The 21649-nt window shown below is 68.7% G+C and carries 19 protein-coding genes; 9 read left to right on the forward strand and 10 right to left on the reverse strand.

What is annotated here, in order from left to right; all coding sequences use genetic code 11:
- Nucleotides 1-21 precede the first annotated feature (21 nt).
- On the forward strand, nt 22-723 hold the full coding sequence (locus ABFX36_RS17340; protein WP_346077577.1) for a hypothetical protein: 702 nt from the start codon (nt 22-24) through the stop codon (nt 721-723).
- Between the two features lie 106 nt (nt 724-829).
- Nucleotides 830-1555 carry a hypothetical protein gene (locus ABFX36_RS17345; protein WP_346077579.1) on the forward strand — a complete coding sequence of 242 codons (726 nt, stop codon included), beginning with the start codon at nt 830-832 and terminating at the stop codon, nt 1553-1555.
- Nucleotides 1556-1616: 61 nt separating this feature from the next.
- On the opposite strand, the gene gdhA is transcribed toward ABFX36_RS17345, so the two are convergent.
- Together gdhA and ABFX36_RS17355 are read right to left on the reverse strand one after the other, a co-directional pair.
- Nucleotides 1617-2960 (reverse strand): NADP-specific glutamate dehydrogenase, encoded by a 1344-nt coding sequence (gene gdhA, locus ABFX36_RS17350; RefSeq protein ID WP_006897947.1) that lies wholly within the window; start codon nt 2958-2960, stop codon nt 1617-1619.
- A gap of 229 nt (nt 2961-3189) precedes the next feature.
- Nucleotides 3190-3867 carry an MspA family porin gene (locus ABFX36_RS17355; protein ID WP_006897948.1) on the reverse strand — a complete coding sequence of 226 codons (678 nt, stop codon included), beginning with the start codon at nt 3865-3867 and terminating at the stop codon, nt 3190-3192.
- Nucleotides 3868-4057: 190 nt separating this feature from the next.
- On the opposite strand from ABFX36_RS17355, the gene ABFX36_RS17360 reads away from it, so the two are divergent.
- A complete protein-coding gene (locus ABFX36_RS17360) occupies nt 4058-7813 on the forward strand; it encodes an NACHT and WD repeat domain-containing protein (RefSeq protein WP_346077582.1) in 3756 nt (1251 codons plus the stop codon).
- A gap of 10 nt (nt 7814-7823) precedes the next feature.
- Here ABFX36_RS17360 and ABFX36_RS17365 read toward each other — a convergent pair whose 3' ends face one another.
- Together ABFX36_RS17365 and ABFX36_RS17370 are read right to left on the reverse strand one after the other, a co-directional pair.
- Nucleotides 7824-8303, reverse strand: coding sequence for a TY-Chap domain-containing protein (locus ABFX36_RS17365; protein WP_346077583.1), 480 nt, complete (start codon nt 8301-8303; stop codon nt 7824-7826).
- A 59-nt stretch (nt 8304-8362) separates the two neighbouring features.
- The gene (locus ABFX36_RS17370; protein WP_006897951.1) at nt 8363-8950 is read right to left on the reverse strand and encodes a DUF2812 domain-containing protein; all 588 of its coding nucleotides are present in this window, start codon (nt 8948-8950) and stop codon (nt 8363-8365) included.
- Between the two features lie 202 nt (nt 8951-9152).
- Between ABFX36_RS17370 and ABFX36_RS17375 the strand changes: the two genes are divergently transcribed.
- From ABFX36_RS17375 to ABFX36_RS17395, 5 genes are all read left to right on the forward strand, one after another.
- The gene (locus ABFX36_RS17375) at nt 9153-10301 is read left to right on the forward strand and encodes an N-acetylglucosamine-6-phosphate deacetylase (protein WP_346077588.1); all 1149 of its coding nucleotides are present in this window, start codon (nt 9153-9155) and stop codon (nt 10299-10301) included.
- 131 nt (nt 10302-10432) lie between these two features.
- Nucleotides 10433-10978, forward strand: a complete 546-nt coding sequence (locus ABFX36_RS17380; RefSeq protein WP_039868051.1) for a Rho termination factor N-terminal domain-containing protein — start codon at nt 10433-10435, stop codon at nt 10976-10978.
- Nucleotides 10979-11014: 36 nt separating this feature from the next.
- On the forward strand, nt 11015-12103 hold the full coding sequence (locus ABFX36_RS17385; protein ID WP_346077584.1) for an S-(hydroxymethyl)mycothiol dehydrogenase: 1089 nt from the start codon (nt 11015-11017) through the stop codon (nt 12101-12103).
- Nucleotides 12100-12765: an MBL fold metallo-hydrolase gene (locus ABFX36_RS17390; RefSeq protein ID WP_006897955.1), complete on the forward strand. Its 666-nt coding sequence runs from the start codon at nt 12100-12102 to the stop codon at nt 12763-12765. Before ABFX36_RS17385 ends, ABFX36_RS17390 begins: the two co-directional genes overlap by 4 nt.
- Nucleotides 12755-14449 (forward strand): SulP family inorganic anion transporter, encoded by a 1695-nt coding sequence (locus tag ABFX36_RS17395; protein WP_006897956.1) that lies wholly within the window; start codon nt 12755-12757, stop codon nt 14447-14449. The genes ABFX36_RS17390 and ABFX36_RS17395 overlap by 11 nt, the downstream gene beginning before the upstream one ends.
- Nucleotides 14450-14504: 55 nt before the next feature.
- On the opposite strand, the gene ABFX36_RS17400 is transcribed toward ABFX36_RS17395, so the two are convergent.
- A complete protein-coding gene (locus ABFX36_RS17400; RefSeq protein WP_346077590.1) occupies nt 14505-15647 on the reverse strand; it encodes an SLC13 family permease in 1143 nt (380 codons plus the stop codon).
- A gap of 79 nt (nt 15648-15726) precedes the next feature.
- Nucleotides 15727-16119 (reverse strand): YccF domain-containing protein, encoded by a 393-nt coding sequence (locus tag ABFX36_RS17405; RefSeq protein ID WP_045538738.1) that lies wholly within the window; start codon nt 16117-16119, stop codon nt 15727-15729.
- A gap of 34 nt (nt 16120-16153) precedes the next feature.
- Between ABFX36_RS17405 and ABFX36_RS17410 the strand changes: the two genes are divergently transcribed.
- Entirely contained in the window at nt 16154-16417 is a 264-nt protein-coding gene (locus ABFX36_RS17410; RefSeq protein ID WP_045538737.1) for a hypothetical protein, read from the forward strand.
- Nucleotides 16418-16454: 37 nt separating this feature from the next.
- Here ABFX36_RS17410 and ABFX36_RS17415 read toward each other — a convergent pair whose 3' ends face one another.
- The 4 genes from ABFX36_RS17415 to ABFX36_RS17430 all read right to left on the reverse strand — a co-directional run bounded on the left by ABFX36_RS17415 (nt 16455) and on the right by ABFX36_RS17430 (nt 21520).
- Nucleotides 16455-17018 (reverse strand): LemA family protein, encoded by a 564-nt coding sequence (locus ABFX36_RS17415; protein WP_346077585.1) that lies wholly within the window; start codon nt 17016-17018, stop codon nt 16455-16457.
- A gap of 70 nt (nt 17019-17088) precedes the next feature.
- Nucleotides 17089-18861: a DUF2207 domain-containing protein gene (locus ABFX36_RS17420; RefSeq protein ID WP_346077586.1), complete on the reverse strand. Its 1773-nt coding sequence runs from the start codon at nt 18859-18861 to the stop codon at nt 17089-17091.
- Nucleotides 18862-18943: 82 nt separating this feature from the next.
- Nucleotides 18944-20398 carry a catalase gene (locus ABFX36_RS17425; RefSeq protein WP_006897962.1) on the reverse strand — a complete coding sequence of 485 codons (1455 nt, stop codon included), beginning with the start codon at nt 20396-20398 and terminating at the stop codon, nt 18944-18946.
- Between the two features lie 129 nt (nt 20399-20527).
- Nucleotides 20528-21520 (reverse strand): alpha/beta hydrolase, encoded by a 993-nt coding sequence (locus ABFX36_RS17430; RefSeq protein WP_039868056.1) that lies wholly within the window; start codon nt 21518-21520, stop codon nt 20528-20530.
- Between the last annotated feature and the right edge of the window lie 129 nt (nt 21521-21649).

The raw sequence follows: 21649 nt of genomic DNA on the forward strand, positions 1-21649 counted from the left end.
AACCACAGTCGAAGGGGACACATGGCGGGCAGGGCGATCCGGATGTCGGTGGCGATGCTGGCGGGTGGCGCAGTGCTCGCCTCGGTGGGATGCAGCACCGACGGCTCGTCCACCGCTGCCGAGCGCGAGGCCGCCGAGCTGCCGCTGACACAGGCCGAACTGCCCGCCGGTTTCCACACCGCCCGGCTCAGCAAGGACGCCCTCGCGCAGATGACGGAGCAACTCTCCGATTCCACCGCACACGTCGACATCGCACCCGCGCAGTGTGCGGCATCCGGAGCGATGGTCACCACGATCGACCCGAAGAGGGTCGGCGTGATGGCGGCGACCGATGGTGACGATGCGATCAGCGAGTCGGTGCAGCCCGTCGCCGAGATCGACGGCGGCGTCGACCTCGAGGCTGCGCGCAAGCAGGTCACCGGCGACTGCGGCGTCGTCCGTGTGCACGTGAAGGCCGGCCCGGTCAAAGGTGCGGAGATCACCGTCACGCATACCGTGATCGACGTACCGCGCGGGGCCGCCGACCAGGTCCTGGCGGTGGAGAGCCGGAGTAGGACCGTGAACGGTTCCAAATCCGGTGAGACGAGTCTGCTGGTAGGAAACGCCCTCGTCAACGGTTACGCGGTCACCGTACAGATGAGCGCCGTCGACCAGACCGCCGATCTGAATCGTGCGGTTTTCGAGGACGTCTTCGCCAGGGCGATCGCCAAGGCCGCGCGCTGACCGCCGCCTCGACGGGATGCCGGTGCCGCGCCCGGATTCCGCATCGGTCAGGATTGTCCCGTCTACTCAGTATCACCAGATAGGGATGAAGACCGACGTGATGACAATGAAGAGGATTGCCGGCGCCGCCGCTGCCGCGAGCGCGGCATTGCTGCTCGTGACCGGCTGCGGCTCGACCGAGGACGGCGCACCGGTGCCGGGTCCCGCATCGTCGGCCGCCGCACCGTCCGTAGATGCGGGCAAGGCGCCGACGCTGGTGATCGGCAAGGCCGATTTTCCGGCCGGGTACCAGGTGACCCCGGTTCCGCGAGACCAGATCCAGAAGGTCGCCGATTCCGTTCTCAGCTCGACGAAGAGCGCGAAGGTGACGCCGGCGAACTGCATGCAGCTGAGTGCGTTTCCAGACAAGATCGACCTCGCCAAGACCGGCTTCGTCATCGCGATGAAGGGCACCTCCGTGCTCGCTGAGACCGTCTCCGTGGTCGACCACTCCGTGGAGGACTTCCGCAAGGCCGTGACCGGCGACTGCGGCAAGATCAAGGTCGAGATCACCGAGGGCCAGGCCGCGGGCGCGAAGGGCACGGCCGTCTCGAAGGTGATTCCGGCGCCGAAGACGAAGGCGGACGACGCGATCGTCGTGCAGCAGAGTTCCACGATCGACTTCAAGGGAACCACCACCAAGACGTCGATGATCGTCGGTTACGCGATGGTCAACGGCTACCTGGTCAGCGTGCAGGCCAGCGACGCCTCCCCGCAGTCGACTCCCGACCTGGCAGCGTTCAACAAGGTCTTCACCAAGGCCGTCGATCGGGTGGCCACCGAGACCGCCTGACCACTCCCGGACAATGAGAAAGGCCCGCCGACGGCGGGCCTTTCTCATATGACTGCGTCGGTCAGATGACGCCGAGCGCGTTCATCGCGTCGGCGACCTGAACGAAACCGGCGACGTTGGCGCCCAGGATGTAATTGCCCGGGTCGTTGTACTCGTCGGCGGTCTGCAGGCAGGTGTGGTGCAGGGTGCGCATGATGGAGCTCAGACGCTCCTCGGCGTACTCGAACGTCCAGGAGTCGCGCGAGGCGTTCTGCTGCATCTCCAGCGCGGAGGTCGCCACACCGCCGGCGTTGGCGGCCTTGCCCGGCGCGAAGCCGACGCCCGCAGCGAGCAGGACCTTGGTGGCCTCCGGTGTGGTGGGCATGTTGGCGCCCTCGGCGACCACCTTGCATCCGTTGCGGACCAGTGCCTCGGCGTCCTTCTCATCCAGCTCGTTCTGCGTCGCACACGGCAGCGCGATGTCGGCGGGCACCTGCCAGAGGTTGCCCTCGGTGACCAGGCGGGCACCGCCGCCGCGCAGTTCGACGTACTCGCTCAGGCGGGCCCGGCGGACCTGCTTGACCTCCTTGAGGATCTCCAGGTCGATGCCGTTCTCATCGACGACGTAGCCGGAGGAGTCCGAGCAGGCGATGACCGTGCCGCCGAGCTGGTGGATCTTCTCGATCGCGTAAGTGGCGACGTTTCCGGAACCGGAGACGAGGACCTTCTTGCCCTCGAAGCTGTCGCCCTTGGCCTTCAGCATCTCGTCGACGAAGAAGACAGCGCCGTAACCGGTGGCCTCCGGGCGGACCTGCGAACCGCCCCACGACAGTCCCTTGCCCGTCAGGACGCCGGACTCGTAGCGGTTGGTGATGCGCTTGTACTGGCCGAACAGGAAGCCGATCTCGCGGCCGCCGACGCCGATGTCGCCGGCGGGAACGTCGGTGTACTCGCCGATGTGGCGATACAGCTCGGTCATGAACGACTGGCAGAAGCGCATGACCTCGAGGTCGGAGCGGCCCTTGGGGTCGAAGTCCGAGCCGCCCTTGCCGCCTCCGATCGGCAGGCCGGTCAGAGCGTTCTTGAAGATCTGTTCGAAGCCGAGGAACTTGACGATCGACAGGTTCACCGACGGGTGGAACCGCAGGCCGCCCTTGTACGGGCCGAGGGCCGAGTTGAACTCGACGCGGAAGCCGCGGTTGATCTGGACCTGGCCGGCGTCGTCGATCCACGGCACGCGGAAGATGATCTGACGCTCGGGCTCGCACATCCGGGCCAGGACGTCCTGGTACTCGGGGTGCTTGACCATGACGGGGCTCAGCGACTCGAAGACTTCCTGAACGGCCTGGTGGAACTCGGGCTCACCGGGGTTGCGGTTGATAACCATGTCGTAGCAACCCTGGAGATCGCTGTCCCATGCGGTCATGTGTAGTACTCCCAACTGGTGCGCTGGACGAGGCGGGCTCGGCGCACACCGCAAATTCCGGTCCTCTCGGGCCAATTTCCGTTGGTCACTCTATCGGCGCAGCGGGTGCGGCATGAAACCGGATGCTCGTTTCGTGTGGTTGACCACTGCATTACATGCTTATTACGGCGCAGCCGCCACGACGACGGGGCCGGCGCGCGATGCACCGGCCCCGTCGCGGGAGAGCGGGTCAGATCCGGCTGGTCTTGCCGTACGCGTAGTAGACGTAGACGCCGGTTTCGGTGGTGACGGAGATCTTCGTGAACGGACGCACCGAGATCGGGCCGAGCGCGTTGGTCGCGTGAAGCTCGACGCCGGACAGCACGATGTCGGCCGTCGGCTTGGTGAGCGCGATCTTCGCGAGCGAGACAGTGGTGATCTTGCCCGCGGCCACCTCGAACTCGAGGTCGGTGGCCGGGATGATCGTCGACTCCGCGCCCAGGCTGACACCCACGTCGCCGACCGAGCCGCCGCCACCGGTACCGGAGACGGTGACGTTCGGGTTCACCTTCGCGTCGACGCCGCCGGTGAGCTTGAGATCCGGGGTGTGCGCGGTGATCTTGACGCCACCGGGTGCGATCGAGACCGGATACCCGATCTGGTAGCCGACCTCCAGCGTGGCGCTGACCTTCTTGTCCTTGATGCCGGTCAGCGCGGCGTGCACGTCGGACGAGAGCAGGGCCTCGGCCGAGGTGGGAGAACCGTCCAGCGGCGGAATCCGCTTGGCCGAGAGCTGGCCGGTGGTCAGCTCCACGGTGACACCCTCACGGGTGTGGTGGGTGGCCGCCGTTGCGGTGGCCGGAATCAGTGCGGCGGTCGCGAAGAACGCGACGAGCAGCGTGAACGCTGTGATCAGACGCTTGGTCATGTGTTGATTACCCCGACGGTAGAAGAGAGAGACCCGCCCGGCGGCGAGTCCATATCACAGTAGGAATCCGCGATGTGCCGATTCAACGAATCTCTCGCCGATGTCCGCATCGTCACTGGTCACAGGTGTGGATGAGTTATCCGGACCGGAGAAATTCCCCGGAATCCGGTGCTCGGATAACCTCACAGTCGTGACCTCGACGCCGCCGGAGAGCGAGTTCGGTCCGGCGCTCGCGAGACTCTTCCGCCAAGCCGGTAAGCCGACGCTGCGTGCGGCATCGGAGGGAATGGCCAGATTCGGTCGCGCCGAGGCCACGCCGCAGCGGATCAGCGACTGGCGCAACGGCAGACACGTCCCGCGGGACTTCGACACCGTCCTGCCGCTGATCATGTGGCTCAACCGGCGGGCGCTCGACGCCGGTGCCGACGACCTCGTGTCCATGCCCGAATGGAGACGGCTCTGGGAACGCCACCACGACCCCGCGTCGGGCGCCAGGCTGGACACGCCCTTTCCCGGACTCGCCTCGATGGGTGCCCGCGACCGCGACAGGTACTTCGGACGCGACGACACGATCGCCGCCCTCTCGGGGCTGCTTTCCGAGGCACGGGACTCGGCGGGCAATCGGGTCGTCGTGGTGACCGGAGTGTCGGGGGCGGGCAAGTCGTCACTGCTCGGTGCCGGGCTCGCCCGCGCCGGTGAACCGTGGAACACCGCGATCGCGCTGCGCGTGGGGCCGTCCGGACTCGTCGGAGACGAGGTGGCCGCCGGTGCGGCGCTGGTGGTGATCGACCAGTTCGAAGAGGTCTTCGCGCTCGACGACGAGACGCGGCGACGCGCCGTGCTCGATCGGGTGCAGGAACTCTCGGACGCCGGGAGCGTGGTGGTCCTGGGTATCCGCGCCGACTTCTTCCGCGCCTGCGTCGAGTACCCGATGCTCGCCCGAGCGTGGCAGGACCGTTCGATGATCCTGTCCGAGATGTCCGACGACCAGCTCCGTCAGGTCATCATCGAGCCGGTGCGGATGGCCGGCGGCCGGATCGACGAGGGTCTGGCGGATCTGATGATCGACGATCTGCACCAGGCCTCCACCGAGGGCGATCGCGCGGGACGGCTCCCGCTGCTCGCCCACGCTCTCCAGGTGATGTGGGCGAAACGGACCGGGAACCGGCTGACGGTCGGGTCGTACCGCGCCGCGGGCGGGATCACCTCGGCGCTCGCCGAGACCGCGGAACGCACCTGGGCCGCACTCGACCCGGCCGACCACGAGGAGGCCAGGGCACTGCTGCTGGCGCTGGTCCAGTTCGGTCCTCGCCGGACGCCGATGCGCAACGCCGTCGCCCCGAGCGATCTGCGGGAGCGCTTCCCCGAATCGGCCACGCGGATCATCGACGCCTTCTCCGACGCCCGATTGCTGACGGTGAGTTCGGAATCGGTCACCTTCATCCACGAGGCGGTCATGTCCGCATGGCCGCGGATGGCCGACTGGATCGCCGAAGACGCGGATCTGATCCAGTGGATGCAGCAGTTGGCGGCGGACACCGACGCGTGGAACGAGAGCGGCCGCGCAGCGGACCACCTCTACAGCGGAGCCCGGCTGGCGACCTCGCAGGCCAACCGCGCCGAACTGGGCGCTCACCGTCAGGTCCTGCTGCCGGCCGGTGCCGCGGAGTTCCTCGACGCCGCAGGCAGGCAACGGACCGTCCGCAAGCGCCTCCGGTTCGCCTCGATCACGTTGGTGGTGGTCCTCGGGCTGGCGTCCGCGATCACCGCGATCATCGCCACCCGGCAGGCGAGCGATCTCGCACGGCAGCGCAACAGCGCCGAACACGCGGCCGTCATGTCCAGCATCGAAGGACTGGTGAGTTCGGATCCGTCGCTGGCCGCGCGGATGCTGGCGGTGGCGGATCAGCACTACGCCGACGACACCGAGGTCAGCAGCGGCTTGCTCGCGGCATACACCTCACCGCTCGCACGCTCGCTCGACGGGCACACCGGCGCGGTCTACGACGTCATGTTCTCCCGCGACGGACGGCTGCTCGCGTCGGCGAGCAACGACCGCACGGTTCGCGTGTGGCAGCGCACCGATGGTGCGGTGAAGCCCTTCCGCGAGGTGGCCCGGTTGGGCGGCTTCGGGTCGTTCGTCACCTCGGTGGATTTCGATCGCTCCGGCCGGCTGCTCGCCGCGGCGAGCGGCGACGGCACGGTCCGGCTGTGGAACGTCGCCGATCCCGGGTCTCCTCGGGAGATCGCGACACTGAGGCCCGGCAGCGGCGCGGCGTATCTCACGCGCTTCAGTCCCAGCGGCGCTCACCTGGCGGCCTCGTCCGACGACGGAACGGTCACCGTGTACCGCGTCGACGGCGACCGTCCGCCGACGCAGACCGCGGTCCTGCGCGGCCACACCCGCGCGGTCCGCTCGCTCGCGTTCAACTCCGCGGGCACGGTGCTGGCGACCGGCGGGGAAGACCAGACGGTACGGCTCTGGACGGCCGCCGACACCGACACCCCGCGGCCCGCGGGCGAACCGTTGCGCGGATTCCCCAGCATCACCCACGCGCTGGCCTTCACCCGCGGTGACTCGGTGCTTGCCGTCACCGGCGACAGCGCCAACGTGCAGTTGTGGAACGTCACCGACCCGGCGGCGCCCCGGCCGGACACCACGTCGCTGGCCGGCGTCACCGGCGGCTCGTGGTCCATCGCCGCCAACCCGGTGCGCCCGCTGCTGGCCCGCGCCGGGACCGACGGGATCGTGCATGTCTGGAACACCACGTCGATCTCCGATCCGTTGCCGCTCTGGGAGCTGCAGCGATCGGCCGCACCCGGAGCGGTGCGCATGGTCAGCACCGTGTTCAGCCCCGACGGTCAGGAACTCGCCGTCGGGCGGTCGGATGGCGAGGTGGACCTCTGGACCCTGCCGCCGGGCCTGCTCCCGGACCGCGGCGCACTGATCAGCGGCGTGGACATGGACGCGTCGGGCCGCCGGCTGGTGACGGTCGGTTCCGACGCCCGGCTGAACGTCTGGACCCGGGACGACGGGCAGTGGCACCAGCGCGGCGGTGTCGACATCGATCGCCGGGCCAACAACCGGCCCAGCGTCGCGGTGACCACCGACGGGATGCTCGCCGCGACGGCCAACAACAACGGCGGCCTGGTGGAACTGTGGGATCTCGGCGATCCCGATCGCCCGCGCCGGGTGGGCGAACTCCGAGTCGGGACCCGATACACCAATGCGCTCGCCTTCGCTCCCGGCACGCGTGAACTCGCCGCCGGGATCGACGACCGGCGCGTGCAACGTTGGGATCTGACCGATCCGGCGGCGCCGCGACCGGTCGGCGATCCGCTCGGCGGGCCGGGGGATCTCATCCGCAGTGTGAGCTATGCGGTCGACGGTTCTCGGTTAGCCGTCACCGCCGACGACGGCAACGGCTACGTCTACCGGCTCGACCGGGCCGATTCCCGACCGCTGGTGCTGCCGATGGGCGAGGAGGTGGCCGACGCGACGTTCGCCCGCGACGGCAGGTACGTGGTTCTGGCGGCCGGTGATCTGGCGGTGTGGCGGATCGACGACGGCCCGCCGACGGTGGTCAGCAGGGTCAGCGACCTGCACGCCGAGTCCATCGGCCGATCGGGAGGCCGGCTGATGATCAGCACGGGGACGCGGGAGGTGGTGGACTTCGCCCTGGGCGCCGACGGCTCGCTCACTCAGGGGGCGGCGGTCTCTCCTGTGCTCGGCGGGTCGCGGACGGTGTCGAACTGGGTGGTGCCGACCGATGCCGGCTCGGGTCCCGGGTATCCGGTCGCCGGCGACGGCACCGGCGTCGTCTACTTGCAGACCACCGACCGCGAATCCGCGCGCCGCTGGGTGTGCAGTGCCACCGACCCGCTCTCGGGTGCGGAACGCGACCGCTATCTCGGCAGACTGTCGGCGGACGACGGCTGCCCGTGACCTATCGGGTTCAGCGCATCTTGGGTTCGCGCGCGGCGGCGTCCGACGTGATGAACGTCCGCAGCACGTCGTCCTGATCCGCCACCAGATAGCTCGGATCGGGCACGCCCCACACCTCCCGTAGGGCGTACTGTGCGGCCATCGCCGCGGCGTCGACTCCGCGCCGGGCGAACTCGACGATGCACGTCTGGTCGCGCAGCGAGCGCCAGCCCCGGTCGGTCAGCATGGCCACCCGCTGCCGGTCCTCTGGCCCGTACGGATACAGATCGCGATGCGCGACGGTCAACCGCAGGCGGGAGTTCAGCGTGTGGGTGAATACGACGGTGGGCTGCGGGCCGAACAACTCGGTCCAGAGTGCGAATACGGTGACGGGGTGGTCGTGACTCATCTGGTCGAGTTGGTCGGCCAACTCACACCGGAATCTGACCCAGACTCGATCGATCGCCGCGTCGAACGCGGCCTCGGAGAAGACGCCGGATGAACTGTCCATCGTGACCTCCTGAGCGGATGGCCCTACGGTAACAGCGGACACCGACAGATCGGGCGCGCTCAGCCGCCGATCTCGGCGCGTTCGCGCGTGGCGGTCTCGCCCGGCGCGGTGCGGGCGGACGCCTTGCGGCCCGAGACCGCGAGCACGACGCCGGCGGTCACGGCGAGCACTCCCACCACGGCTGCTGCGACGGCCGGAGCCCAGAATTCCACCGAGTTCGTCCACTCGAAGGCCGCCAGACCTGCGACGGCGCCGAGAGCCAGGGCCACGGCGAGGGCCAGGACTCCGATCACTCCGAGCCCGATCGCGAGGGCGGAGGCCCGGCGGCCGAGATCCTCGCCGATGAACCCGGCCGGGCGCTCGCCGGTGTACGGGCGCTTCCAGATGTGGAAGTCGGCGGCCTGACCCACGTGCTCCCAGCCCTGCGCTTCGCGGAACCGGAAGTAGTCGACGGGTGCGGGGACGGCGCGCCGCTCCACCGCGTACCGGACCCGGGCCGGAGCGGACTCGGTGAACCGCATTCGCAGCGGACTGAGCAGCGAGTAGTCGGTCAGCACGCGGCCGTCCGCCGCCTGGGCTTCGAGCCACAGTTCGAGATCGGCGGGCGACGGGTGCCGGAGCGCGACGAACCACGATGAGGAGCTCATGAGAACCTCCTGGGGAGAGCTGCCTGAGTAGAGCTTGCACTCCACTGTTCCGCCGGTCGGACGACCCGGTCAAGGAATTTGAGACTGAACTCACCAGGCGTCTCTTCCTGCAGTTTGGCGCCGATCCGCGGCGTCGCCGGCGATACACTCCGAGCCACTGGTGTCGAGTCGATTCGCGGAAGGGACTCCCTTGAACGAGACGATGATCATCGCCGCGGGCACGGTCGTCGCCGACGGCGTGGTCCACCGGCCGGGCTGGGTGGAGATCGCGCACGGCTTCATCACCGGTGTCGGCGCGGGGCCGCCGCCGGCCGCGGCGAGTGCGACCTTCGCCGACGGAGTGATCGTGCCGGGTTTCGTCGACATGCACGTCCACGGCGGCGGGGGATCGTCGTACACGGACGGGATCGGCGACGACGTGCGGGCCGCCGCCCGATTCCACCGGGAGCACGGAACCACGACGACGGTGACGAGCACGGTGAGCGCCGGTCGCGCCGAGCTCCGCGACATCGTCGCGCGTCTGAGCGTTCTGGTAGGCGAGGGGATCAGCGCGGGCATCCATCTCGAGGGACCCTGGATCAGCGGTGCGCGGTGCGGGGCGCACGACCCGGACGTGCTGCGCCCGCCGTCGCCGGGCGAGATCGACGAACTCCTCGAACTGGCCGACGGCGCCGTCGTGATGGTGACGCTGGCTCCCGAGCTTCCCGGCGCGATGGAGGCGATCGACCGCTTCGTGAGTGCGGGTGTCACGGTGGCCGTGGGGCACACCGACGCCACCTACGACCAGGTCCGAGAGGCGATTGCGCGGGGAGCTCGGGTCGCAACGCATCTGTTCAACGCGATGGCGCCGCTCGGCCACCGCGAACCCGGACCGCCGCTGGCCCTCATGGAGGATCCCCGCGTGGTGGTCGAGCTGGTGGCCGATGGGGTGCATCTGCATCCGGCCCTGGTGCGCGACGTGCAGCGTGCCGTCGGCTTCGACCGCGTCGCGCTCGTCACCGATGCGATGGCGGCCGCCGGCATGCCGGACGGCGCGTATCGACTGGGTGCTCTGGACGTCTCCGTCGCCGACGGCGCCGCGCGGGTCGCGCGGACCGGCGCGATCGCGGGAAGCACCGCCACCATGGCCGGATTGTTCGCGCGGACGGTCGCGGGCCTGCGCTCCGACGCCCCGGGCGTGCGAGACCGCGTCTCCGACGAGATCCTGCTCGGGGCGGTGGCCATGACCTCGGCCAACCCCGCCCGCGTTCTGGGGCGCGCTGACATCGGCGCCCTGGCATCGGGCCGCCGCGCGGATCTGGTGGTGCTCGACGCCGACCTGCGTGTGGTTCACGTTCATTCCGCACGCTGACCCCGCTGTTCGGATCTGCGGCGACGCATGCTACCCGCGAGTCGCATCGCGGGGTTTGCTCACAGTAGGGTCACAATTGACCCGGTCGGGCACTCCGGCTGGAGCCACAGACATATGGAGGTACACCAGTGATGAGTGGCAAGAAGAGCTTGATCAAGCGACTGGAGAAAGAGGTCAAGCGCCTCTCCGCCGAAGTGGTCGCGCTCCGCGACACGATGCTCGCCCGTTCTCCGATGCTGCCGAAGAAGCCTGAGACGCCCGCGCCCGCATCCAAGGCACCGACCGCCGTGAAGCCGGCGCAGCCCAAGCCCGCCGAGCCGAAGGCTGCTGAGCCCAAGTCCGCCGCGAAGCCTGCTGAGCCCAAGTCCGCCGCGAAGCCGGCGACTGCGAAGCCCGCCACCCCCAAGACCGCCGAACCCGGCGCCAAGACCACCGGCGCCACCGCCAAGCCCGCCACCGCCAAGTCCGCCACCGCCAAGTCCGGTGCTGCCAAGCCGAGCGCCGCGAAGACCGCCGCCAAGTCCGGTGCCACCAAGCCGGCTGCTTCCGCCAAGCCCGCGCCGAAGTCGGGAACCGCGTCGAAGACGGTGGCGGATCTGCGTGCCGAGGCCAAGGCGGCCGGAATCAAGGGATACTCGACGATGAAGAAGGCAGAACTCATCGCCGCTCTCGGCTGAACGCGTCGAAGTGCGGCCGTCCGACTAGGAGAACACGTGCCCATCGTCGTCAAGGGAGTCGTCTCCCGCAGCAAGAACGCGCCTACCGAACTGGTCGACATCACGATCCCGGATCCCGGACCCAATGACGTGGTGGTCAAGATCAAGACGTGCGGCGTCTGCCATACCGACCTCGCCTACGCCACCGGCGGCATCAACGACGAGTACCCGTTCCTGCTCGGACACGAGGCGGCGGGCATCGTCGAGACGGTCGGCGACGCGGTGACCCACGTCGCGGCCGGCGACTACGTGATTCTGAACTGGCGTGCCGTGTGCGGCGAGTGCCGCGCCTGCAAGCGCGGTCGGCCCTGGTACTGCTTCGACACCTTCAACGCCAGTAAGCCGATGACCCTCGCCGACGGCACCGAACTGACTCCGGCGCTGGGCATCGGCGCCTTCGCCGAGAAGACGCTCGTCCACGAGGGACAGTGCACCAAGGTCGACGAAGCCGCGGATCCAGCCGTCGCCTGCCTCCTGGGCTGCGGGGTGATGGCCGGGCTCGGCGCCGCGATGAACACCGGGGAGGTCGGTCGCGGCGATTCGGTAGCGGTGATCGGCTGCGGTGGAGTCGGCGACGCGGCGATCGCCGGGTCGCGCCTGGCCGGTGCCACGACGATCATCGCCGTCGACCGCGACCCGAGCAAGCTCGACTGGGCCAGAGAACTGGGCGCCACCCACACCATCGACGCGTCGGCGATCGACGACGTCGCCGAGGCCGTCAAGGAACTGACCGGGGGATTCGGCGCCGACGTGGTGATCGACGCCGTCGGCCGCCCCGAGACCTACCGGACGGCGTTCTACGCCCGCGATCTCGCCGGTGTCGTGGTGCTGGTCGGTGTGCCGATGCCGCAGATGCGCCTCGAGATGCCGCTGGTCGATTTCTTCAGTCACGGCGGGGCGCTCAAATCGTCCTGGTACGGCGACTGCCTGCCCGAACGCGACTTCCCGATGCTCATCGACCTGTTCCTGCAGGGCCGTCTTCCGCTCGACAAGTTCGTCACCGAGCGCATCGGCATCGACGGTGTGGACGACGCCTTCAAGGCCATGGAGGAGGGCCGCGTCCTGCGTTCGGTGGTGGAGCTGTGAGCACCGAGTCCACCGGACCCGAAGGATCGGTCCCCGCCGGTCTGCGGATCGACCGAGTCGTCACTTCCGGAACGTTCTCGCTCGACGGCGGCACCTGGGACGTCGACAACAACGTCTGGGTGGTCGGCGACGACGACCAGGCCGTCATCATCGATGCCGCGCACGACGCGGCGCCGATCCTGAAAGCCGTCGGCGACCGCGACGTGGTGGCGATCGTCCTGACCCACGCGCACAACGACCACATCGGAGTCGCCCCGGAACTCGCCGAGGCGACCGGCGCACCGATCCTGCTGCATCCGGCCGACGAGATGCTGTGGGACCGGACTCACCCGGGAGTGGCCCACGACGAACTCTCGGACGGACAGCGGATCGTGGTCGGCGGCCACGAACTCGAGGTGATCAACACGCCGGGCCATTCCCCCGGCTCGTGCGTGGTGTGGGCGCCGTCGGCGAACGTGCTCTTCAGCGGCGACACCCTGTTCCAGGGCGGACCGGGCGCCACCGGGCGTTCGTTCTCCAGTTTCGACGACATCATCGCATCCATCCGCGACCGAATCCTGGTGCTCGACCCGCAGACGCGCGTGTGCACCGGGCACGGCGACGAGACCACCGTCGGTGCCGAGGCAGGTGACCTCGACGAGTGGATTCGTCGTGGCCATTGACCGGCTGACGCGTCTTCGCCCGCCCGCGCTGAGCGGCTATCAGCGCTCCTGGCTGCGGGCCGACGTCCTCGCCGGGGCGTCGCTCGCAGCCGTCGCGATCCCGGAGGCGATGGGCTACAGTTCCATCGCCCATGTCCCGATCGGCGCCGGCTTGTACTCGCTGATCGTGCCGGCGGTGGTCTTCGCGCTGATCGGTGCGTCTCGGCTGCTGGTGGTCGGAGCGGATTCGGCCACCGCGGCGCTGCTCGCCTCGGGCATCGCGGGTCTCGGAGTGGTCGGGTTGCGGCCCGACACGGAGCAGTGGCTCGCCTGGGCCGGCCTCATCGCACTGGTGACCGGCGTGATGCTGCTGGTCGCCCGAGTTCTGCGCCTGGGCTTCCTGGGCGATTTCCTGTCGACCTCCGTGCTCGTCGGCTTCCTGGCCGGCGTCGGCGTGCTCGTGGTGACCGAGCAGATCCCCGGTATGCTCGGCGAACCGAAGCGCGACGCCGGCCACACTCTCGAGAAGTGGGCGCACGTGATCGGGGACGTCGACCGAGTGCACTGGCAGTCGATGCTGTTCGCCGCGGTGACGCTGGCCGGCCTGCTCGGCGTCCGACGGCTGCGGCCCAGCCTGCCGACGCCGATTCTGATCGTGATCGGGTCGATCGTCGCCGTGGCGGTATTCGGCCTCGATCGCTGGGTGCCGACGGTCGGGCCCGTCGACGCCGGTCCGCCGTCGATCGACTTTCCACCGATGAGCGAGGTGCTCGGGCGCCTTCCCACCGTTCTCACGGTCTCTTTCGGGTGCGTCTTGGTGATCTTGGCGCAGAGTGCGGCGACGGCACGCAGCTTCGCTCAGCGCCACGGAGATCGGATCGACGTCAACCGCGACATCCTCGGGCTGTCGGCGGCGAACGTCTCCGCGTCCCTCACCGGCTCGTTCGTGGTGAACGGCAGTCCCACCAAGACCGCGATCCTCGACCGGCAGCGCGGCCGCACTCAGGTCGCGAACATCACGACCGCCGTTGTGACGCTCGTGGTGGTGGTCGCCGCGTCCGGCCCGCTCGGTGATCTCCCGGAGGCGGTGCTGGCAGCGATCGTGTTCATGGTCGGACTCGATCTGATCGACTGGGCGGGGTTCGCGCACATCTGGCGGATCCGGCGCGTGGAGTTCGCCATCGCGGTGCTGACGACCGTGATGGTGGTGGTCTTCGGCGTGTTGACCGGCATCGTCGCCGCGATGGTGATGTCGGTGCTGCAGATCATTCACCGTCAGTACCGCCCGGAGCGGTTCGTCGTCGGGGTCGGCCGGAACGGGCAGCGCGAGTACGAGAGCGCCCGACCCGGGCATCAGACCCTGCCCGGGCTCATCGTCTTCCGTTACGACGCGGACCTCTTCTATGCCAACGTCGGACGGTTCACCGACGACGTGACCGCGCTGATCAAAGCTGCGCCCGACCCGGTGCGATGGCTGGTGCTGGACTGTTCGGCGATCTCGGACGTCGACTATTCGGCGGCGAAGGCACTGCGCGATCTCATCGACTACGTGCATTCGGTGCATGCGAGGTTCATCCTCGCCGGTGTGACCCCGGAATTGCGGGGCGCACTCGAGACCGCGCAGTTGCTCGCCGATCTGGCACCCGACAGCGTGTATCCGAGCGTCGGCTCGGCGGTTCGCGCGTTCGAGCAGTCACCGCACTGAGCCGGTCCGCGCCGAGTCGTCACGCCGCGCAGGCGCTGGACCGCCGGCCGCCCTGTCAGGATGTCGCCGACAGCGTCAGCGTGGCCGCCGCGACGATGGCCGGAGCGGCGACAGCACCGACGAAGACGTATCTGCGCCAGCCGAACTCGACTCCGTCGTCGACCAGCCGCTGATGCCAGAGCAGCGTCGCCAGCGAGGCCCACGGCGTCACCAGGGGTCCCGCGTTGACTCCGATCAGCAGTGCCGCCAAGGTGATCGGCGAGGTGGTCGCGGGTTCGAGGAGCAGGAAGCCCGGCAGATTGTTCACCAGGTTCGCGCCGACTGCGCCCGCCCCCGCGAACGCCCAGACACTCGCCGTGCCGTGTTCGGAGAGCCGACCGATGGGGTCGAGCAGGCCCGAGGCCTCGACCGCGCCCACCACCAGGAACAGGCCGCCGGCGAACAACAGAAGCGACCACGGAATCAGGCCGAACTGCAGCGCCTCGGGTCGGCGGAGGGCGAACGTCGCCGTGAGGGCGAGCGCGGCGAGGCAGGCAGGCACCCACGGTGCGGGCATCACCACCAGCAGCGGGATGAGAAGCAGGAGTATCGACGAACAGATCCGAAACAGTGTCTGATCGCCGACGTACGGGACCGGCGACGCACGGAATCGGCCGCGGAGCTCGCGTCGATGCAGCAGCCACAGGACCCCGACCGTTGCAGCCGTTGCGCACACGGCCGGCAGCCCGAGCAGGGAGACGAAGCCCGCGGCGCCGCGAACGTTCATACGGTCCAGTGCCAGCAGATTCGTCAGGTTGGAGACGGGAAGCAACAACGAAGCGGTGTTCGCGAGCCACACCGTGGTCAGCGCGAACGGTGCGGGCGCGACGCCCGCGACGCGCGCCAATGCGAGTACGACCGGTGTCAGCAGGACCGCGGTGGTGTCGAGCGACAGGAAGGCCGTGCAGACCACGGCCAAGAGGACCGTCAGCAGCCACAGGCCGAAGACCCGGCCGCGGGCCAGAACGCCGAGCCGCGCCGCGACCACTTCGAACACCCCGGCTTCCGCGGCCAGTTGCGCGACCACCGTGATCGCTACGACGAACAGCAGCACCGGCCACGCTCGGTCGAATGTCGCGGCGGCGTCCGCGGCGGGCAGAACTCCCGTCACCAGGGCCGTCGCACCGGCGAGCACCAGTGCGCCGCCGATCCACGCCATCGCCACGGATCAATGATGCCCGGCCGAACAGCGACCCGCGGGACCGGACACCGCCGGCACCGCCCCGTCACCGGTCGATTCAGTACGCCGCGCGCGGATCGTTGGTCGAGACGATCTCGGCGCCGAGCGGTACCAGGGAGATGGGGATCATCTTGAAGCTCGCGACACCCAGCGGGATGCCGATGACGGTGATGCACAGGGCGAGGCCGGTGGTGAGGTGGCCCAGCGCCAGCCAGATACCCGCGACGATGATCCAGATGACGTTGCCGACCGTCGACGCGGCGCCCGCGGTCGGCTTGCGGACCACGGTGCGTCCGAAGGGCCACAGCGCGTAGTTCGCCATGCGGAACGACGCGATACCGAAGGGGATCGTGATGATGAGGATGCAGCAGACGATGCCGGCCAGTACATAACCGATCGCCATCCACAGTCCGCACAGGACCAGCCACAACACGTTCAGTATCGTCCTCATGGCCCCATTGTCCTGCGTCGCCTACGCTTTCGGAATGGGTATTGACCCCGAACCCGGAGCCGGTCGCCGAGCGATCTGGTCGGCGGCCGCGCTCATCGTGCTCACCGTCCGAGTCCTGGCGACCATCGCGACCGTCTTCTTCACGATCGCCTGGCTGGTCGCCGCGGTGCGTTCGAGCCTGCTCAACGGCTGGCTGTGGTGGGCCGCCGGCGCGGCCATCGCCATGGCGATCAGTTGGTATCTGTACAGCTACCTGCGGGTCCGCTATCCGAGCACGAGCCGCCGGTGGGAGCCCTGAGGCCTTCCCTCCCGGCGGCTCGCGAGTGCGCTGCTGCTCAGAACTGAACCTGCGGCGGCTGCTCCTGTCCCGCCGGGGCCTGGTAGAACTCGCGGACGCGAACCCCGGCCATGCCGGAGAACAGCATCCACGGGATGGTCTGCACCGCCTGGTTCAGGCGCGAGACGGCGTCGTTGTAGTACTGGCGCGCGAACGAGAGCTTGTTCTCGGTTTCTCCGAGTTCGGTCTGCAGCGCCATGAAATTGGGCGCTGCCTGCAGCTGCGGGTAGTTCTCAGCGACAGCGAACAGCCGGCCGAGGGCTCCGCTCATCTGCGCCTCAGCGGCGGCCTTGTCGGCCACTGACGCCCCCTGCGCCGCCTGCTGCATGTGAGCGCGGGCCTCGGTCACCGCCTCCAGCACGCCCGACTCGTGGGCCGCGTACCCCTTCACCGTGTTCACCAGGTTGGGGATCAGATCGGCGCGCCGAGTGAGTTGGACGTCGATACCGCCGAGCGCTTCCTGAGCGGTGATGTCCGCCTTGCGGAGTTTGTTGAAGCCGACCATCGCGAAGACGGCCAGCAGGACGAGCAGGACAACGATGACGATCAGTGCCCAGATCACGATTGGTGCCTCTTTCTATTAAGGGACGTGCACAGAGAATGGCATGGAGGGACGGTCGGCCGCGACGGGCTCACCACGAACCGCCTCCTCCGCCACCGCCTCCTCCGCCGCCGAAGCCGCCGCCGAATCCTCCGCCGCCGCCTGAGGACGACTGCGACGAGCTGTACGCAGACAGGGACGACGAGAGGCTCGATTCGAAGCTGTCCATGCCGGAGCCGGCGCCGCCGAACAGGGCATGCGAGCTGCCGATGTAGAAGCCGGGGAACCAGATCGGGTCGGGCGGTTCCTGCCCGGTCGCATAGCGATACTTGGCGGCCCACGCGTCGGCGCAGTCGAAGGCCATCGCGTACGGAATGTAGCTGGTGAAGAGGTCCTTGCGGGCGGAGAAGTCGAGTCGTTCCCGGTTCGACGTCGTCGACAGGAGCCGCTCGAAACCGCCGGCCCGCGACCACACCTCACGGCCCAGCCGCGTACGCCGGGTGCCGACCCCCGCCACGTAGAGTCCGGCGCCGCCGACCGCGAACGCTGCGAACGGCAGCGCCATGATCGTGCCCGGGAGGAGTTGGAAGATCATCAACACGGCTGCGACGACCACCGCCGCCGCCACGACCACGCGCCCAGCGAGCTCCGAGCGGCTGACCCGCAGCGCTCCGCTCCCGGTGCCCCAGTTGGCGGTCGCGGCGTCCATCTCCTTGGTCGCCGTGGACAGCCGCAGTCCGGCGTTCTTGGATCCGTCGGCGGTGAAGGTCGAGCCCTCGTGCGACAGGCCCAGTGCCGCGACCACCGCGTTGGCGGCGGGATCGAGTGAGGCGAACCGCTCCGGCGTGAGCTGCGAGATGACGGTCCAGTCCTTGTTCGACGTCCGGTCGAGCCGGACGTGTCCCTGCTCGGCGAGGTGGAAGAGGGTGGAGACCAGCGCCTTCTTGGGCATGTCCTCGTATGCGACGTAGTAGGTCTGGACCGGTCCGAGCTCGCGGCTCTGATTCTGCGGGTCGGCCGGCGGCTCGTACATGACCGGCAGCAGCGGCGCGTGCTCCCGGCTGCGCCACATCCAGTAGAAGCCCCCGGCGAACGTCAGAAGCGAGAGCAGAACGATGACGATCGGCATGGCCTTCGAGGTGCCCAGAATCGGGTCCATCGACACCGACCACGGCAACTGTGCGCGGCCGGGACCGGGGAAGGGCAGGTCGGCCTTCACCGCGACGCCGACGTTCGGTTCCAGCGGGCCGGTGGTGACCACTCGCGTGGCCGGGTCCGGTTCCGACACCTGGCACGCGGTTCCGTTGTTGGTGCTGCACGCGAACGACGTCGGCGCCTCGGGGAAGTGGACGGTGCTGGTGGAGCGCTCCATCCGCATCCGCCAGCCGTTGCCCACCACGCGCCAGATGAAGCGGCCCGGGTCGCCGTCCGCGATGGTGTCTGCGATCCGGTACGACACCCGGTACACGTGCTCGCCGGGCGAGACGAGGGTGTCGGCGTCGCCGATCCGTGCCGTCTCGAACTTGCCGCCCTCCTCGGAACCCAGCTCGAACGGAACCGCCTGCCCGTCCATCGTGATCCGGATGTCGCGGGGTTCGTAACGCACGCCCTTGTTCTCCGGGTCCGCGTCGGAGACATCCCAGAATTGGAAGATCCCGTGCTTGCCCTCCGGCAGATCGACCGTCAGCGTCTCGTCCACGGCCAGTTCGCCGTCGCGCGCGAGGGCGTAGTCGGCGCGGTAATCGGTGATCACGGCCGTGTCGACGGTCTCGTCGCCCGACGACGCCGAGTTCGCGACCAGCGGCCAGAAGACGCCGATCACGGTGGCGATGAGCGCCACCAGCGACAGCAGGAATCGTTTCATGCGGCGATCCTATGCGCCGCCGGCCGAGTTCTCTGTTCGATGAATGACTCGGCCGGCGACGCCCAGGATTACCGCGACGGCATCACTGTGCCGCGCGCACTCCCGCCTCGATCGCCGCACCGGTGTCGGCGTCGATGTTCCGCCAGTACTCGAAAGCCCTGGACAGGACCGGCTCGGAGACACCGTCGAGCAGGTGACCGACCACGTTGTCGACCAACCGGCTTCGCGCGGCGTCGTCCATCACGTCGCGGACGAGTGTTCCGGGCTGCGTCACATCGTCATCCTCCGGGTGATCGACGTAGGCGCTGCGCACGATCTCACCGTCGGCCGCCCACTGCGGTTCGGCCTGTCCGGGGTACACCGCGGCCGGACCGCCCTTCGAGTTGGGCGCGTACACGGGGTCGGTGACCGGATCGATCCGCATCGCCCCGTCCTTCGAGTAACTGCGCACCTCGTTGCGCGGACGGTTGACAGGGATCTGCTTGTAGTTGGCTCCCAGCCGTGCGCGGTGTGCGTCCGAGTACGAGAAGACCCGGCCCAGGAGCATCCGGTCGGGGCTGAAACCGATTCCCGGGACCACGTTGCTCGGCTCGAAGGCCGCCTGCTCGATCTGCGCGTGATTGTCCGTCGGATTGGTGTGCAGGGTCATCTTCCCGACCTCGTGCAGCGGATAGTCGCCGTGCGGCCACACCTTCGTCAGATCGAACGGATTGAAGCGGTAGCCCGCGGCGTCGTCGAACGGCATCAGCTGCACCTTCAACGTCCACGTGGGATGATCGCCGCGATCGATCGACTCGTACAGATCCCGCATGTGGTAGTCGCTGTCCTGCCCGGCGAGCCGGTCGGCCTCCTCCTGGGTCAGGAACTCGATGCCCTGATCGGTGATGAAGTGGTACTTCACCCAGTGCTTGACGCCCTCGGCGTTGACCCACAGGTACGTGTGGGAGCTGTAGCCGTTCATGTGCCGCCAGGTGCGCGGGATGCCGCGATCGCCCATCAGCCAGGTGACCTGGTGTGAGGACTCGGGCGACAGCGTCCAGAAATCCCACTGCATGTCGTGGTCGCGGAGATTGTTGTCGGCACGCCGCTTCTGCGACCGGATGAAGTGCTGGAACTTCATCGGGTCCTTGATGAAGAACACCGGCGTGTTGTTGCCGACCATGTCGTACACACCCTCGTCGGTGTAGAACTTCAGGGCGAATCCGCGGGGGTCGCGCCAGGTGTCGGGGCTGCCCCGCTCGCCCGCGACGGTGGAGAAGCGCGCGACCATCTCGGTCTTCACTCCCGGCTGGAACAGCGAAGCGCAGGTGTAGGGCGAGACGTCGGCGGTGGTCTCGAAAGTGCCGAACGCGCCGCTTCCCTTGGCGTGGGGCTGGCGCTCGGGGATGCGTTCACGATTGAACTGGGCCATCTGCTCGAGCAGATAGTGGTCGTGCAGAACGATCGGCCCTCCGGGGCCGACGGTGAGCGAGTGCTCATCGCTGCCGGCCGGAGCGCCGGAGTCGGTAGTCGTGTAGTTGGTGGTCTCCTCGGACATATCACCCTCCCAGGAAGGTTGAGTGCGGGCTGTACGGGGCTCGGCGCCTGCCGAGGCCCCGCCTTCGACACTATCGCCCGTCCGGCAGACGTGCCCGACAAACGGACATCGGTCGCCGCGTGGCGTCCGCTATCGGCGGCGCTGCCGCGAGATGAACTCAGCGGCCGCGCCCACAGCCCGCTCCGACTCGGGGGAGAAGTACGGGAACATCTGGAAGACATGCCCCTGACCAGGCCACTCCTGCAGCTCCGACAGTCCACCGGCGTCGAGCAGCCTGCGGTGGACGGTGCGGGCGTCGTCGGCCATGATCTCTCGCGCGCCCACCTGGATGAGGGTCGGCGGCAGGTCCATCGCGGGGGAGAGCTTGATCCGCATCCGCGGATGGTCGGGATCGGCGCCCGCGGTGTAGAGACCGAGGAAGGTCACCGCCGCGCCGACGTCGATGATCGGGTCTCGGACGCCGCGGTCGGCCAGATCTCGTGCGAGCTGGAAAGTGGGGTCGTACAGCGGCGAGAACAGTGCCATCGCCCGCGGTTGCGGCACGCCGTCGGAGTGATTGGCGGCCAGGAGGTCGAGCGCCAGGTGGCCACCGGCCGAGTCGCCGGCCACGATGATCTGCCCGGCGTCGAACCCCTGATCGAGCAGCCAGCGGTATCCGCGGACGGTGTCGTCGCCGCCGCTGGGCCAACGATGCTCCGGACCCAACCGGTAGTCGAGGCTGAACGCGCCGATCCCCGCGCGCCCGGCGAGCCGTGCGACCAGCCCGCGATGGGTGCGCGCCGAGCAGATCACGTATCCGCTTCCGTGCAGGTAATAGAGAATCGTGTCGTCGGTCGACGGTGCCGGGACGTCGGCTCGCCCGCGCCCGTGAACCCACTCGCCGCGGACCTGCCCGGAGTCGGTGAGTTCGCGGACCGGGGTGATGCGGGTGCCGCGCGGAACCGGGCTCAGCAGCGACAGGCCGCGGTTGACGCCCGGGCGGGTCATCGTCAGGAGCCGCGGACTGGCCAGGACACTCCGCCCCGCCGCGGCCATCAGCGGCCGCGAGGCGAACGTCGACCTCGAGAAGGCGCGGGCACGCAGTGACGCGCGACTTTCACCCGCGTGTGACGTGGTGTACACAGTGGGACTGTATCCACTTTTTGCCTCAGCCGGGCCCGAGTGGAATACTTGAAGTACTGCGCTTTGCGTCGAGGGGTCACCCCCTGCGACCTGAGCGGGCCAGCAATGAAGCTGAATCCCCGGGCGGTG

The organism is Gordonia cholesterolivorans (assembly GCF_039531975.1).
Lineage (GTDB): Bacteria > Actinomycetota > Actinomycetes > Mycobacteriales > Mycobacteriaceae > Gordonia > Gordonia sihwensis.

What these genes read in the sequence shown, in the direction of transcription:
- ABFX36_RS17340 (WP_346077577.1), top strand. Translation starts at nt 22, where the DNA reads ATGGCGGGCAGGGCGATCCGGATGTCGGTGGCGATGCTGGCGGGTGGC.
- ABFX36_RS17345 (WP_346077579.1), top strand. Translation starts at nt 830, where the DNA reads ATGAAGAGGATTGCCGGCGCCGCCGCTGCCGCGAGCGCGGCATTGCTG.
- gdhA (WP_006897947.1), bottom strand. Translation starts at nt 2,960, where the DNA reads ATGACCGCATGGGACAGCGATCTCCAGGGTTGCTACGACATGGTTATC.
- ABFX36_RS17355 (WP_006897948.1), bottom strand. Translation starts at nt 3,867, where the DNA reads ATGACCAAGCGTCTGATCACAGCGTTCACGCTGCTCGTCGCGTTCTTC.
- ABFX36_RS17365 (WP_346077583.1), bottom strand. Translation starts at nt 8,303, where the DNA reads ATGGACAGTTCATCCGGCGTCTTCTCCGAGGCCGCGTTCGACGCGGCG.
- ABFX36_RS17370 (WP_006897951.1), bottom strand. Translation starts at nt 8,950, where the DNA reads ATGAGCTCCTCATCGTGGTTCGTCGCGCTCCGGCACCCGTCGCCCGCC.
- ABFX36_RS17375 (WP_346077588.1), top strand. Translation starts at nt 9,153, where the DNA reads ATGATCATCGCCGCGGGCACGGTCGTCGCCGACGGCGTGGTCCACCGG.
- ABFX36_RS17380 (WP_039868051.1), top strand. Translation starts at nt 10,433, where the DNA reads ATGAGTGGCAAGAAGAGCTTGATCAAGCGACTGGAGAAAGAGGTCAAG.
- ABFX36_RS17400 (WP_346077590.1), bottom strand. Translation starts at nt 15,647, where the DNA reads ATGGCGTGGATCGGCGGCGCACTGGTGCTCGCCGGTGCGACGGCCCTG.
- ABFX36_RS17405 (WP_045538738.1), bottom strand. Translation starts at nt 16,119, where the DNA reads ATGAGGACGATACTGAACGTGTTGTGGCTGGTCCTGTGCGGACTGTGG.
- ABFX36_RS17410 (WP_045538737.1), top strand. Translation starts at nt 16,154, where the DNA reads ATGGGTATTGACCCCGAACCCGGAGCCGGTCGCCGAGCGATCTGGTCG.
- ABFX36_RS17420 (WP_346077586.1), bottom strand. Translation starts at nt 18,861, where the DNA reads ATGAAACGATTCCTGCTGTCGCTGGTGGCGCTCATCGCCACCGTGATC.
- ABFX36_RS17425 (WP_006897962.1), bottom strand. Translation starts at nt 20,398, where the DNA reads ATGTCCGAGGAGACCACCAACTACACGACTACCGACTCCGGCGCTCCG.